At 31.1% G+C, this 14,959-nt stretch carries 13 protein-coding genes and 1 riboswitch; of the genes, 1 reads left to right on the top strand and 12 read right to left on the bottom strand.

The features are described 5' to 3' along the window. Positions 1-32 precede the first annotated feature (32 nt). From grdB to lepA, 10 genes are all read right to left on the bottom strand, one after another. Positions 33-1,343 carry a glycine reductase complex selenoprotein B gene (grdB, locus tag RR561_RS05130; RefSeq protein ID WP_332506481.1) on the bottom strand — a complete coding sequence of 437 codons (1,311 nt, stop codon included), beginning with the start codon at positions 1,341-1,343 and terminating at the stop codon, positions 33-35. Between the two features lie 23 nt (positions 1,344-1,366). Further along, positions 1,367-1,843, bottom strand: a complete 477-nt coding sequence (gene grdA / locus RR561_RS05125) for a glycine/sarcosine/betaine reductase complex selenoprotein A (protein ID WP_332506480.1) — start codon at positions 1,841-1,843, stop codon at positions 1,367-1,369. A gap of 153 nt (positions 1,844-1,996) precedes the next feature. After that, the gene (locus tag RR561_RS05120; protein ID WP_332506479.1) at positions 1,997-3,283 is read right to left on the bottom strand and encodes a glycine/sarcosine/betaine reductase component B subunit; all 1,287 of its coding nucleotides are present in this window, start codon (positions 3,281-3,283) and stop codon (positions 1,997-1,999) included. Positions 3,284-3,470: 187 nt separating this feature from the next. Then, a complete protein-coding gene (gene trxA, locus RR561_RS05115; protein ID WP_332506478.1) occupies positions 3,471-3,788 on the bottom strand; it encodes a thioredoxin TrxA in 318 nt (105 codons plus the stop codon). Between the two features lie 105 nt (positions 3,789-3,893). Continuing rightward, on the bottom strand, positions 3,894-4,838 hold the full coding sequence (gene trxB / locus RR561_RS05110) for a thioredoxin-disulfide reductase (protein WP_332506477.1): 945 nt from the start codon (positions 4,836-4,838) through the stop codon (positions 3,894-3,896). A 105-nt stretch (positions 4,839-4,943) separates the two neighbouring features. Further along, complete coding sequence (locus tag RR561_RS05105) at positions 4,944-5,330, bottom strand: GrdX family protein (RefSeq protein ID WP_332506476.1); 387 nt, start codon at positions 5,328-5,330, stop codon at positions 4,944-4,946. 220 nt (positions 5,331-5,550) lie between these two features. Then, positions 5,551-5,649: riboswitch (glycine riboswitch) on the bottom strand. 118 nt (positions 5,650-5,767) lie between these two features. Further along, the gene (gene hemW / locus RR561_RS05100) at positions 5,768-6,901 is read right to left on the bottom strand and encodes a radical SAM family heme chaperone HemW (protein ID WP_332506475.1); all 1,134 of its coding nucleotides are present in this window, start codon (positions 6,899-6,901) and stop codon (positions 5,768-5,770) included. 282 nt (positions 6,902-7,183) lie between these two features. After that, positions 7,184-8,050, bottom strand: coding sequence for a nitroreductase family protein (locus RR561_RS05095; RefSeq protein ID WP_332506474.1), 867 nt, complete (start codon positions 8,048-8,050; stop codon positions 7,184-7,186). Between the two features lie 26 nt (positions 8,051-8,076). Beyond that, positions 8,077-9,375, bottom strand: coding sequence for a CCA tRNA nucleotidyltransferase (locus RR561_RS05090; protein WP_332506473.1), 1,299 nt, complete (start codon positions 9,373-9,375; stop codon positions 8,077-8,079). A gap of 13 nt (positions 9,376-9,388) precedes the next feature. Further along, complete coding sequence (gene lepA / locus RR561_RS05085; protein ID WP_332506472.1) at positions 9,389-11,194, bottom strand: translation elongation factor 4; 1,806 nt, start codon at positions 11,192-11,194, stop codon at positions 9,389-9,391. Positions 11,195-11,390: 196 nt separating this feature from the next. Between lepA and rpsT the strand changes: the two genes are divergently transcribed. Beyond that, positions 11,391-11,657, top strand: coding sequence for a 30S ribosomal protein S20 (gene rpsT / locus RR561_RS05080; RefSeq protein ID WP_106776773.1), 267 nt, complete (start codon positions 11,391-11,393; stop codon positions 11,655-11,657). Positions 11,658-12,236: 579 nt separating this feature from the next. On the opposite strand, the gene holA is transcribed toward rpsT, so the two are convergent. Together holA and RR561_RS05070 are read right to left on the bottom strand one after the other, a co-directional pair. After that, positions 12,237-13,268, bottom strand: coding sequence for a DNA polymerase III subunit delta (holA, locus tag RR561_RS05075; protein ID WP_332506471.1), 1,032 nt, complete (start codon positions 13,266-13,268; stop codon positions 12,237-12,239). Positions 13,269-13,577: 309 nt separating this feature from the next. Further along, the gene (locus tag RR561_RS05070; RefSeq protein WP_332506470.1) at positions 13,578-14,846 is read right to left on the bottom strand and encodes a ComEC/Rec2 family competence protein; all 1,269 of its coding nucleotides are present in this window, start codon (positions 14,844-14,846) and stop codon (positions 13,578-13,580) included. Between the last annotated feature and the right edge of the window lie 113 nt (positions 14,847-14,959).

The following is a 14,959-nucleotide window of genomic DNA, read 5'->3' as shown; positions in this document are numbered from 1 at the left end:
GTACCAATACTATTAACAGCTATAATCTTTTATTAATCTTCAAAAACAGTCTGTCCATCAACTTCTGTAGTTAATGCCTTCAATGCATTTTCAACTAATTTTCTTCTTAGAGCCTTTTCTTCATCATGTTCTAAAGCAGGATTTCCAAGAGGATGAGGTATAGCTATTGTTGGAACTATTCTATTAGCACCAACTGTTAGTGAAATAGGAACAACTGTACACATATGAACTACAGGTAGTCCAGCTCTTTCTATTTCCTTTACCATCGTTGCACCGCAACGAGTACAAGTACCTCACGTAGAAGTTAATATGACAGCATCTACACCATCAGCTATTAATTTCTTTGCATATTCTGCTGCAAAAGCCTTAGAAGAAGCAACTGCAGTACCGTTACCAACAGTTGTGTAGAACTTATTGTGTAACTTTCCTATTACGCCTTCTTTTTCAAGGTCTCTTAATACATCTACAGGAAGAACTCTATCAGAGTCTTCATTTGCATAAGATGGGTCATATCCACCATGTGCAGTTTCCCAACCTTCTTCAGTTAGGTCATCTATACCAGTGATATCATACTCACCATACTTAGTAGCATTTGATGATTCTATTCTGTCAGGGTTACCCTTTGGAACTATACCACCTGATGTACAAAGTGCTATTGTACACTTAGATAGATCTTTAACTGCTGGGTTTGGATCTACTCTATCAAATGTTGGCATTGGATATTCTGTAACATATTCTTCGCCATTTATTTTCTTTATTAGCATATCAACAGCTCTTTTAGATCCTCTATCTTCAGCAAAATAATTTACTCTTACACCCTTTTCGATGTATCCATCTTCTGCTGGAGAACCTATTTCTTCGCCCTTAGCAAGCTTAGTAGCTAATTTTGCGATCTTAGGTAGAGCCTTTCTCATACCAGCTGCAGAGTTTGAAGTCTCTACTATGTAAAGTTCCTTCTTATACATATCTGCACCAGGATTTTCTACATACATACCTGTTAAGCAAGGTATGTTTAATTCATTCTTTACAACACTAGTTATAGTACCACAAGCAACTCCGTATCTACCTGCATTGAATGCTGGTCCAGCTATAAATAACTGTGGATCAAATCCCTTGATCATATCTAATACTTCTTCACTTGCTTCATCTATATTTTCATTGAAATAACTATCTCCACAAACAACTGAAGCTACTACTTCAAAATCTTCACCCAATTTTTTCTGTAATTGAATACTTACTGGAGGAAGTTCTTCCATAACTTTTGGTTCAACATCTGCCTTTTCTTCTCCACCGATTCCTGCAAAGAATTGGTTGATATAATGAACTACTCTAATCTTTGACATTATTTTACCTCCCATTTAGAATTCTATAAATACTTGCAGAATTCGTCTCTAATTTCTGACATTTCTTCAGCTATATCATCGCAATCTAGAACCATTTCCATCATGCCTATCTGTTCTTCATAAACATCTTCATCAAACTGTTCTTTCATAGCGTCTTCTACAACGTGGAATACGCTTAATCCTAGCTCAACACCTGCTAGTGGTCCAGCAAAAGTTGGATCTCCTGCTGTTACTGTTTCAGCTGCAAGACCTGCAGCTTCGGCTTCAGCGGCACCTAGTAAAACCACAACATTTTCGTTACCGAATTTTTCGGCAGCGTCTTTTACTCTGTTCTGATTTTCTAAGTCCATAGCCCCAGCAGCTGTTCAGACGAAACATTCAGTAGATGAGAATACTACTTCTGCGCCGTCAACAGTTTTAACACATTCTTCGATAGCAGGACCTGGTATACCGTCTCTGTCACCGATTATTATAACTTTTTTATTCTGTAAAGTTGTCATAACGATTACTCCTTTTAATTTAATTTATTTTTATACGTTGGATAATATATCTCAACTCTTTTATTGCTTATACTTAATGTTTGTTTAATGCTATCAATAGTTCTTATAAATTAAGAACTATTTATCGAGATTAATTAAAATATGTCATCTAAATTAGAATGTCTTTGCAGATAGATAACCAAATCCTGTTTCATTAGTTGCACCAGTTATAGTCTGGATTTCACACTCGATAGAACCATCTTCTCTTAGTGAATGTTCATTACCACCAGCGATGATGTTTACATATTCTACATGTCCTATTACTCTGTCCATCTTAGGTAATACTACATATTGATTGGCGTTACCACCAGTAACAACTGCATCTGCCTTGACATCTGCATCTGCTAATGATTGAGAAGCACCATCTCTACCTGCGTATTCATCTGTTACTATAACAGTCTTTATTCCTTGGTTTTCTATCTTCTTACAGTTCATTATTAGGTCAGTATCTGGGTTACCAAATCCTTCCTGAGATACAATAGCTGCATCTAGACCTAAGAATTTACAAAGCTTAGATGTCCAGTTTGAAGATCTTTCCTTGTCAGCTAAATAAACATTTTCATTAGTTATTATTACACCTAAGAAGTTTATTGATTTACCGTGCTGAGCATATAATTCTTCTATTACACCGTTGTTTAAATGTACATAAGAAGGATTCTTATCACAAGCAGAAACACAGTTTCCTGATACTACTGCACCATCCATAGTTTCTGTAGGGTATAGTATAGTAGGAACTATCTGTTTAGCATCTACACCATACACATATGTATCATGTAAAAGTCCTTGTGTCTGTAACATATAAACATATCCAACCTTTGGAAGTTCTGGATATTGAGCTATTTGTTCTAACAATGGCTTAGTTTCAAAAGTCTTTACTTCTTCAGCTTCCATATCTCTAGCTAATTCGCCAAGATACTGAGCAGCCTTGAATCCTAAGAATCTAACAGCCTTTTCATGTTCGTGTTGCTTAACACCTTCAGCAGGTTCAGCTATTACTACTAGATTTACTGTCTTAGAAAATGGAGTATAATCAGCTCCTAGACCAGTCATATCAATGATACCTTCCTGGAAACCAACTATTTTACCAGTTGTTACAACTGCCATTCCCTTAAGTACATGAGTTCTACCTTCACCAACTGTTTCTACCTTTGAAAGTATTCCTGGGAATATTCCACCCTTACCTTCAACTTTTACTCTTGGTTCAATTACATCTTTTACTGGTGTTATTCTTACGCTTTCACCAGGTCTAGCGATATCTAGATCAACTGATGCAAGATGTTCATCATCCCATATTGTGTTGATCAATTCTTCCTTGTTTACAAATAAAACACCTTTTTCTATCTTCGTAACATCTGAAAACTGGATGTCTTTAATGAAGATTTTGCCTATTTCAAGACGCATAGGTTACCTCCTATAAAAAATAATTTAATATAATAAACTTGATTAATATAAAATAAACGATTTATCTACTATAATCCTTGACCCAGCTCAAGGATTGGATAGCAATCCTTGTCTGATGTCAATTATTTAATAATCATTAAATAAGCAGATGCAATACCTATTTAACTAAGTGGATAAACAATCTAATTTAGTAAAACTTCTTTATCATGGCTTCAATGTTTGCTATATTAGCATCATCTTTTGTTATTTCTTCAACCTTTTCGCCATCTTTATAAATAGTCATTGTAGGTAGTCCAAGTACCTTCTGCTTGATTGCAAGTCTTCTAGCCTTTGTTATATCCATAGAACAGAATTTAACCTTATCACCATACTGTTCAGCTAGCTTATGCACATCTGGCATTAATGCCTTGCAAGGTTCACAACCCTCGCTCCAGAAGTCAACGAATATATATCCTTCGCCCTGTAATACTTCTTCTTCAAAGTTTGCCTTTGTTAATTCGATCATTTCAACAACCTCCTATATTTACTTTAATTTATGTAAAGTTCCTTCAAATTGATGGAATCTTTCACTCTGATTATTTTCTTACAATAATTGACTAAATTCAACTTATTAATTGAATTTTTCTGCTATATATCTTTCTGCCATTACTGCTGCTACTGCTCCATCGCTAGTAGCTGTAACAACCTGTCTTACTGGCTTTTCTCTACAGTCACCTGCAACAAATACACCAGGTATCTTAGTTTCTGTACTATCTCCTGAAATGAAATATCCCGCTTCATCACAATCTAATACATCTCTATAAAGGTGTGTTTCTGGAACATATCCTATGAATACGAAGCATCCAAAAGTACCATCTTCTTCATCAGCAAAGTGTTCTGTAATTTCACCTGTAATCTTATTTTTAAATACTATAGATTCAAGTATTCCATCGCCCTTTACTTCTTCGATTACTGTATCTAATAAGAAGTCAATCTTTGGATTTTCTTTTGCTCTATCAAGTGCTGTAGGTGCACATCTGAATCCTTGTCTTCTATGTACTATTGTTACCTTTCTTGCAAACTTAGTTAGGTACTGAGCTTCTTCTATTGCACTATCTCCACCACCTATAACAAATACTTCAAAGTCTTCAAAGAAGTCTGCGTCACAAGTAGCACAGTATGATACACCCTTACCTATTAATGGGTCTTCACCTGGACAATTCATCTTTCTTGGATTAGCACCAGTTGCAATAATTACTGATCTTGTCTTATATTCTTTGTCAGCTGTCTTTAAAATTTTTATATCTCCATCAAAATCAAAAGATGTAACATCTCCTCTTTCAATTTCACAACCAAAAGCTTTGGCCTGTTCTACCATTCTTGCTGTAAGTGATGGGCCTGTTGCATTTTCAACTGATCCAGGATAGTTGTCTACCTGATGAGTAATTACTATCTGACCACCATTTTTTTGTTTTTCTAGGATAAGAGTTTTAAGTTTACCTCTAGCACCATATAAACCTGCTGATAGTCCAGCTGGACCTCCACCAATAATTATTAAATCATAAATATTTTCCATTTTATACCTCCACACATTTTAATGTTAATTGATTAACCTAAGTCATTTCGAAAAGATAAGTTATAATCGGCTAAATCTATTTTGCTTATCTTAAAATCTATTTTTCTAATTGAGTATTCTATCAATAGTTTTACTCATCAGATCGTAGTCAATTACTCTGAAATCATCTTTTACGCTCTCTGTCCATAAGGGAGTGATTTTATTTTTTTTAAACTTATTTGCAGTTTCAATTGCGTCTTCAATTAAACTTAATGAATTAAAATCCAATTCCTTATTTGCTTTCAAGATTAAGGTCCTATATATTGTTTCATTAGGTTTAACACTTCCATACAATGGATGAGTAAGCAATTCATAGCCTTTGTGTATCAAATCTCTTGAATATTCTAAAATCCCTATATAATCTTTATTATCTAAAAATTTAAGTTCTATATCGTTTGATTTTAGAAAATCCTCTGATTCAAGAAATTTTTCATTATTAGTAATTAAAAGCATCTAAATCACCTTTCATATATCATTTTTTTGAGATAACAGCTCTTCCCCATTGGAATAAATGTTTTCCTTATCTATTCATTTAAAGTTTAATAAATCAATAGTGGAGCAAACTCTATCTTAAATATTCATAAAATGTTAGACATCCAACTAATTTTGAATATAAAAAAGGGAAATAAAGTTGTCCTTTATTCCCCCTGTCATTCATTTACCTTCAGAGATACGTCCAATTCTACTTCCTTTACCTGAGAAATTCATAACATTCTTGACGGAAATGTTACTTGTCCCTTCGGTGGCGATTGCTCTCTCATAGAATCTTCATCCGCATATTTAATTGTCTTTGTCTAACTTTTGTACAATGCCTAAGCACATCTGTAAGATAATTGTACAACATACTCCAACAAAAAATCAAGACTTATTTTTTAAAAGTTTTCTAATCTTTATAACATCAAATCAATGATTATTGAATTAGATATCTCACGTCCAGATTGTGTAAGTTTTATCGTACCGTCCTTACACTTTTCAATATATCCCTTTTTCTGATAATTATCAATACTTTTTATTATACATTTTTCCAACTCTTGATTATTGATTTTATCTATAAGTGACAAATTTATTCCAGAATTCATCCTTAATCCCAACATTATTTTTTCGTTGAAATGTTCTTTAAAGTCCAACACCTCTTTAAACTCTATTGGGAAAACGTTGGCAGTAGTAGCTTCAGCATAAGCTTTAAGTGTCTTTACATTTGTATACCTTTCATTATTTATGTATCCTGAGGCAGCAACTCCAACCCCAAAATACTCCTCACAATTCCAGTATTTTATGTTATGTTTACACTCATATCCAACATTACAAAAATTCGATATCTCGTATTGATAAAATCCATAGTTGTTCAATTTATCGACAGTGTATCTATACATCTCCAAATATTTTTCTTCAGGAACATCTTTTAACTCTCCTTTTTCATACATATCAAAAAAGTCTGTCCCCTCTTCTATAATTAAAGAATATGCAGATATATGTTCTGCTTTCATTTCTGCAACATAATCAATTGTTTCTTTCCAATCGGCAACAGTTTGATTATCAAAAGCAAATATTACATCTATATTTATATTATCAAAGCCAATCTTTCTTGCATTATAAAAACTTTCTTCAAATTGTTTAAGATTATGAATTCTACCCATAAAAAGTAAATGTTTATCTTGTACAGCTTGAAGCCCGATACTTAGTCTGTTTACTCCACCAGATTTTATTACTTTTAATTTTTCAATTGATAATGTCCCAGGATTTGCTTCTATAGTATATTCTTCAAGTTTTTGCAAATTAACCCTGTCTTTTATCATTTTAAACAATCTATCAAGCTGTATGGTGCTCAATATTGTTGGAGTTCCACCTCCAATAAAGATTGTACTGATCTCTTCTTCATTTAATTTATACATTTCTAGTTCTTTTTCTAGAGAATCTAAATATCTATCTATTTCATTTCCACTTGCTACATATGATGTAAAATCACAATATCTACATTTCTGTACACAAAAAGGAATATGTATATATAGGCCTTTTGCCTCCATATTGCACCTCCTAATTTTTTTATAGTAATATATTTATTTTTCTATTATACCTCTTTTTAATAAAATTTAAGCACTCATATTTTGCTTTATTAAAAAATATATAGAGCTATCGACAGAAATAACCATCAATAGCTCCATTAAATATGTTTATTATTCACTTTTATTTATAAAACAAAATAACTTAAATAATATTTTTCGAAATAAAATTCTTTCTTTATTATAAAGTAAATATAATTTCAAAATAATAAATTAATTTTTTATTATTTTATTTGATTTTATTTCTTATATATTACAATATCCAACTACCTTATAGTTAGATGGTATACCGTAGTCCTTACCTAAGTCATCAAATCCCCACTTAGAATCAAACATAGTTATATCTAATATAACTCCAAAGTATAACATTATTATACCAGCGTCAATCTTATTTAGATAACTACCACTATAATTTTCATTATCTATTGCTAGTACAACTCGACCACCATCAACTATAAATCTCCATGGCTGTTTATTAAGAGCTGAAGGAGCCATTCTTGCATATGAGAAAGCATCCAATAGAGCTCTTTCTTCTAGTATTTCAGACGTAGCATCATTTCCCCACTTATCTATATATACCATATCCTCCAAAGAAATTCTCTCAGAAGTAGATCCCATCTTTTCAACAGACATATCAGCCTGAGAATAGTTATCTCCTGTTCTAGTTATTCCTTCAACTTTTTTAGTTGAGCTTGCGTACCCTAGAGCTATAAGAGCTACTACTTCCATATCAGTGTCTAAGTTTAAAACTCTCTTTACCATATCTCTATCAGAGTATGATATCCAACAGCTATCAAGACCTAAATCTCTAGCCTTTAATATTGCTCTTTCGCCTATATATCCTGCATTTTCAAGATGCTGTGGCTTGTCTTCTGAAAGTAATACCAAGTAGTTAGGTGCTTCAATCATAACTCCCTGATAACCAGCTATTCCATACAATCTCTTATAAGTATCATCTCCAGCAAAAAATCTTGATTCAACTGTTATAGATGGCACTAATTTCTTGCAATCAGCTATAAAATTTTCAATTTCTAATATTTTAGCTGCATCAACTGCTGTTTCTTTAAAATGTCTTACTGATCTTCCATTCACAATTAATGACTTATAGTCCATAAATTTACCTCCAAATTTTCGTAATTTTATGCTTTTCTAGCCAAACTCAAAAGTTGGTCTTTCTCATTATCAATCGGATTGTGTATTACATGCTCAAGTAGCCCACTAAGTATCTTGCCTACTTGGGCTCCACTTGCAATATCATTTTTTATTATGTCTCTTCCGTTTAACTTCAATTGAGAAATAGAAAAACATTCTCCTAATTCTATTATATCATTAAATAGCATAAAACAGATAGAAGGATTTGTATTTTTTTCAATAAACTTTGAATATATTGCATACTTTACAAGATATATGTTGTTTAAATCTCGTAAAATATACTTTAATAATAGTTTTTTATCGGCATCACTACTCGTATTTTCAGTTAACAATTCATATTTTTCATCTTTTAGTATAGAATGTATCGAAATAGTATATTCTATTTCTTTTTTTGAATACCTTAGATTTCTCATTATTTTATTTAATTCTTCTTTAGATATTTCTTCAAATATAAGAGCTCTTTTTAGAGCCTGTTTGTATTTTTTTTCTTGATCTTCACTATCTAAATATTTACAAAACTGGTGATCATCAATAAAGCTATCTAGCCTATATGCATTATCCAAATTCTCTCTATCTAAAATATAGCCATTAAATAGCCATTTTGAAAGCTTTACAGTATTAAAATACTCTAATTTAGAAGAATTATATTCTATTATTTCTTCTAATTCTTTATTTATTCTTTCTATAGATATGTTTTCTACATTTTTTGAATTTCTTAAAATAGAAGAAAAAGTTTTTTCTTCTATTTCAAATCCTAATTTAGCAGAAAATCTAATTGCTCTAACCATCCTTAAAGCATCTTCATTAAATCTTTGATCAGGATCACCAACACACCTAATAAGTTTCTTTTTTATATCCTCTACTCCATTAAAGCTATCTATCAAACCTACTTTATTATTATATGCCATAGCATTTATTGTAAAATCTCTTCTAGATAGGTCATCTATAATATTTTCACTAAATATAACATCACTTGGATGTCTCATATCTAAGTATTTTCCATCTATTCTGTATGTAGTTGCTTCGTATCCAATATGATCTTTCATTATTGTTACTGTTCCATGCTCAACGCCTGTAGGGATAGTTCTATCAAAGATATTCATCATCTCTTTTGGAGTTGCATTTGTGGTAATATCCCAATCGTTAGGCTTTCTTTTCATAATGGAATCTCTTACACATCCTCCTACCACAAACCCTTCAAAACCATATTTTTCCAATGTTTCAATTATAAAGCTTGCTCCGGAATCTATCTCCAGAGCAAGTTCTTTTCTATCTATATTTTTCAATTAAACACCTTCTTTAGTCATCTAACTTAAGAACTGACATAAATGCCTTTTGTGGTACCTCAACATTACCAATCTGGCGCATTCTCTTCTTACCTTCCTTCTGCTTTTCAAGAAGCTTTCTTTTTCTTGAGATATCTCCACCATAACATTTTGCAAGAACGTCTTTTCTATAAGCTGCGACAGTTTCTCTTGCTATGATTTTGTTGCCAACAGCAGCCTGAATAGGTACTGGGAACTGATGTCTAGGTATTTCTTCTTTTAATTTTTCGCACATAGACTTACCTCTAACGTAAGCTCTACTTTCATGTATTATAAAGCTAAGTGCGTCTACCTGTTCTTTATTTATTAGTATATCCATCTTTACAAGATCAGATACTATATACCCCTTCATTTCGTAATCTATAGAACCATAACCTCTTGTTCTAGATTTAAGAGCATCGAAAAAGTCATATATTACTTCATTTAATGGAAGTTCATAATGAAGCATAACTCTAGTGTCATCCATATACTCCATATTTTTCATATTTCCACGTCTTTCCTGACAAAGATCCATCACCACTCCAACATAATCTTTTGGAACAATAATATCACTATTTACTATTGGTTCTTCTATAGTAAGAATTTCACTAGGGTCAGGTAGGTTTGCTGGATTTTGTATCATTACCTCTTCACCATCTAGCTTTGTTACTTTGTATATAACAGATGGTGCAGTTGTAATAATATTTAGATCAAACTCTCTTTCGAGTCTTTCCTGAATGATCTCCATATGTAAAAGCCCCAAGAATCCACATCTAAAACCAAACCCTAAAGCTGCTGAAGATTCAGATTCAAACTCTAGAGCGGCATCATTTATTTGAAGCTTTTCTAACGCATCTCTAACATTTTCATACTTTTCTCCTTCTCCTGGATATATACCACAGTATACCATTGGTGTTGCCTTTTTATATCCTGGAAGTGCTGAATCAGTTCTATTGTCAGCATCTGTAATAGTATCTCCAACTCTACAGCTTCTAATGTCTTTTATACTTGCTGCAATATATCCAACATCACCTGCTGTAAGATCGTCAAGTACTGTTGGATCTGGTGCCATAACACCGACCTCAGTTACTTCAAACTGTTTCTTACTATTCATCATTTCGATAATCATGCCTTTTTTAACTGTACCTTCAAAAACTCTAACATATGCAACAACTCCCTTGTATGCATCATAGTAAGAATCAAATATCAAGGCTTTTAAAGGCGCTGAAGAATCTCCTTGTGGAGCTGGAACATTCTTTACTATATCTTCCAAAACGGCTTCTATATTAATTCCATTTTTTGCGGATATCATTGGTGCTTCAGCACTGTCTATTCCTATAAGGTCTTCTATTTCATTTTTTACAAACTCAGGTCTTGCACTTGGCAAGTCAATTTTGTTTATTACTGGTAAAATTTCTAAATCCTGCTCTAGAGCTAGGTATACATTTGCTAAAGTTTGAGCTTCTACTCCTTGGGCAGCATCTACAACTAGTAGTGCGCCCTCGCAAGCTGCCAAACTTCTAGATACTTCATAATTAAAGTCAACATGCCCTGGGGTATCTATTAGATTTAGATGGTATACTTCTCCATCTTTCGCCTTATAAAGTAACCTTACATTCTGTAACTTTATAGTGATACCTCTTTCCCTCTCCAGATCCATATTATCCAATAGCTGTGATTTCATATCTCTATCAGCTACTAGTCCAGTATTCTGAATTAATCTATCAGCAAGAGTTGATTTACCATGATCTATATGAGCAATAATACTAAAATTCCTAGTTTTACTTTGTCTATTTCCCATTTTAACTACTCCTTTTCAAATTTACATAAGTATTCATTATATATTTTACTTTAAAACTCCGTCAAGGTAAATAATAGAAATAAAATTATTAATTTTTTTATTAAAAATTGTTTTTTTCCTTGATTTTTACTTTTAGTTCTGTTAAAATTATGTATGTTGATTATGAATTTAGATTTACGACAGGGAGGTGAATTACGTGGCAAATATTAAATCTGCAAAGAAAAGAATCGGTGTTATTGAAAAGAAGACTGCTTTAAATAGAGTTAGAAAATCTCAGATAAAGACTGCTATAAGAAGATTTGATGAGGCCGTAGCTTCTGGAAATAAGGATGAAGCTTTAGCTAACTTCAGAGCAGCTCAGAAGAGAATCTATCAGGTTGCATCTAAGGGAACTATGCATAAGAATGCTGCTGATAGAAAGGTATCAAAGCTTGCTAATAAGCTTAACTCTATGAACGCTTAATTATGCGGGACAATTTGATATCGACGGGTATCATTTATAATTGTGACTACGCAATATATAGATTATATCTTGTGTGTCAAACGTTTGAAAATACTAGATAAAAGATAAGCTTTCCAATTGGAAAGCTTATCTTTTTTAGTTTTTCTAAATAAACTTTTCAAGTATAATTTTACTATTTCTTCCCTCATTTTTCTTATTTAATTTTCAATAAATCTATCTCAAAATATATCTCGTTATTTTAATGATATATTATCTTTCCCTTTAAAAACTCTCCAAAACATAAATGCGCTTTCTTACTTATTGTCTTTATTTGTCAAATATCTTTGATACTTTCATATTACATATAATAATAGTTTTTACTTCTATAATATTTAGAATTTTATTTAATTATATATACACTTTTATGTTAAACCTAAAACCATAACTTACTCTAAATTTAATTATATATTATATATAGGTTATTAAATTTTCTAATTTAAATATATTTTTCTGTACAAATAAAACTACCTAATTTAAACATAAGTTGTGTTTATGAAAAATTGGGTAGTTTTTTGTAAAATATTCATTTTAATATAATAATTATCTACAATATTTTGCTATTAGTATCTCTGCTGCCAAATTATCTTCCATCAATCCTTGTTTTATCTTATAATCAGAATCTGATATATAGTTTAAAATGCTTACAATTCCATTTTCATCATAATTTTTTGCCTGTCTAACAACCTTATTAAAAGTATAAGGGTGCATCTTAAGAGTATCCTTAATTACCGCTTGTGGCATCTTATCTTGCTGTAGGTACTTTACCTGTATTATATGATTGAATTGTCTAGAAAGCATAGCAAACACGCCGAGAATTGACTCTCCGCTATCTATCATATCGTTTAGAATCTTAAATGATCTTTTCGCATTTTTATTTCCGATCATATCAATCAATTGGAATATATCATTTTCAACTCTTGAATTCATTAGGTTTCTAATAATATCCTTGGTTATAGATTCATCATCACCAACATAAGAACAAAGCTTAATAATTTCTTGTTCTACATCTCCAAGGGTCATCTCAGATGTTCTATCTCTGTAGCCAGTAGATTCTATAAAATAGGTAATATCTGAATTACTTATTTCAACATTCCTATTTGAGAATTGAAGCTTGCACCAGTTTAAAAGTGACATATCATCTAATTTTTTCATCTCACAGACTACACCTAGCTTGTTTATAGATTTATATATTGCCTTTCTTTTATCTACATCTCCGTGTGTTATAAATACAAGTACTGTTGTATCAGAAATATTTTCCAAAATCTTTACTAATTCTTTTTCATCAGAATCATTAAAATTTTTCTTTTTCCCTTTTAAAAGTTCAAAATCCTTTACAATTATATATCTCTTCTCGTCCATAAAAGGAAGTGTTTCTACAGAGGATCTAAACTCCTCAAGATTACTTTCCCTTCCATCTAGAACACTAAGATTAAAATCCATCATATCTTTATCTACTAAAGTTTTAAATTTTTCCTGTATTTCCTCTATAAGAAAGCTTTCTTTTCCGTATATCAAATAAATCTGTTCAATTTTTCTATTTTCAAGATTTGACAGCAATTCTTTTCTTTCCATAATATCCCTCCATATTTAGAGTTTCCTTATTATTATATCATAAATTTTATGTTTTTTTCTATTAAATAGTAGAAAAGCTTTTCTTATATCCAATGTTTAAATATTAGAAATTGTATGTTTTTACTAACTATTTTACTCAAAATATATATGATTTACCCCGAATTAAAAATATAGCCTTCACTAGATTTTTATGAAAAAGCATATTAAATGACTTCTACTTTATCATTTGATTCTAAGCATACCTAAATCACACAATATTAAAGCAAATTTATAATACTTACTGTCATATAATTTATTATTACTGCTATATCATTTATTATTACTGTTAGTTATTTTATATCTATTTTTTTCTATCATATATATCTCTAACCCCACCATCAAAAAGGTTATTATAAAATAATACATGGCTACTCTATATAGGCTAATATGTCTAAATAAAAGGTTACTCACTCCAAAATTGCCTATTTTTTTCAATAAAAACAGTACTGAAGATAAAATAGAAGCATTTACATATGAAATAATAATCGCTAATCTTATAGATATAAAATACATACCTATCGATAAAAAATCTAAAAAAATTATTATACCCACAAATGGTATTGCTACTATGTTTCCCACTATCCCAACTAAAGAGACCTCTTTAAATGAATAAGCCACAATCGGAAATGTTAATATATTTGAAGATACTGTAACTGATAGAATATCTGAATATACATAGTTTTTTATATACTTATTAAAAATCAAAATAGAAAGTACTGCTAAAAAACTAAGCTGAAAGGAAATATTATAGATAATATATGAATTTTCAATTATCATAATACTTCCTATAATACATATTAAATTGATTGCATCAGCTCTTTCATCTATTAAAAAAGCTATTATACTCAATACTGCAAGTTCTATTGCTCTATTGACAGATGCTCCTCCACCCACTAATAAACTATAAATAATTAATAATATAGCCATCGATATGAGTCTTTTTATGTTTGTAATCCCTCCAAACATAGCTATCACCATAGAAAGTATAATTGATATATGTAATCCCGAAATAGCCATAATATGACTAGTTCCAGAATCTAAGAATATATACTTTGTGTCTTGATCTAAATTGTCCTTAATTCCAAGAGTTATTGCATTTAAAACATCAGCTTTTTCCTTATAGAGATAGTCGTTGGTATCTGCCAGAGTATTTTTAAAGCTTCCAAGATATTTAAAAAATTTATTCTCACCCAATATTTCTACTTCTTTCACTTTGATACTTTTTTCTATACCCTTACTTCTTAAGTGTCTTCCAAAATTAAAATCTTTAATATAAAAGTTATCTAGGTTATTATATTCACCAAATACCCTTATATCATCCCCAATTGAAATTTCTCTATCCTTTCCAGACATATCACTAGCTAGATAGCTTCCTATATAGTACTGTTTGCATTTTTTTGATGATACTATATTAGTTACTGTTCCCTCTACAGCGCCCGTCTTAGAATGGACATCAGGGCTCTTTTGCACATTTGTAGTTAAGAAACTATAAAGTATTAATATTATAAATATCAATACGCCAATTCTTCTTACCTTCATACCATCATCCATTTCTGATAAAATAAATTTACATTTTAATTGAGATATAAATATTATCTTAGATATCTGAACTTTAGTAGTATATAGTCAAAAAAACAAAATAAGCACAGATA

It is taken from the genome of Peptostreptococcus sp. (genome assembly GCF_036639115.1).
Taxonomy (GTDB): Bacteria; Bacillota; Clostridia; order Peptostreptococcales; family Peptostreptococcaceae; genus Peptostreptococcus.
Note: the sequence above shows the minus strand (reverse complement) of the source record. Positions and strands in the feature narration are given on the sequence as shown.

Coding starts and splice junctions, on each gene's coding strand:
- RR561_RS05120 (WP_332506479.1), bottom strand. CDS start 3,283: ATGCGTCTTGAAATAGGCAAAATCTTCATTAAAGACATCCAGTTTTCA.
- trxA (WP_332506478.1), bottom strand. CDS start 3,788: ATGATCGAATTAACAAAGGCAAACTTTGAAGAAGAAGTATTACAGGGC.
- trxB (WP_332506477.1), bottom strand. CDS start 4,838: ATGGAAAATATTTATGATTTAATAATTATTGGTGGAGGTCCAGCTGGA.
- RR561_RS05105 (WP_332506476.1), bottom strand. CDS start 5,330: ATGCTTTTAATTACTAATAATGAAAAATTTCTTGAATCAGAGGATTTT.
- hemW (WP_332506475.1), bottom strand. CDS start 6,901: ATGGAGGCAAAAGGCCTATATATACATATTCCTTTTTGTGTACAGAAA.
- RR561_RS05095 (WP_332506474.1), bottom strand. CDS start 8,050: ATGGACTATAAGTCATTAATTGTGAATGGAAGATCAGTAAGACATTTT.
- lepA (WP_332506472.1), bottom strand. CDS start 11,194: ATGGGAAATAGACAAAGTAAAACTAGGAATTTTAGTATTATTGCTCAT.
- holA (WP_332506471.1), bottom strand. CDS start 13,268: ATGGAAAGAAAAGAATTGCTGTCAAATCTTGAAAATAGAAAAATTGAA.
- RR561_RS05070 (WP_332506470.1), bottom strand. CDS start 14,846: ATGAAGGTAAGAAGAATTGGCGTATTGATATTTATAATATTAATACTT.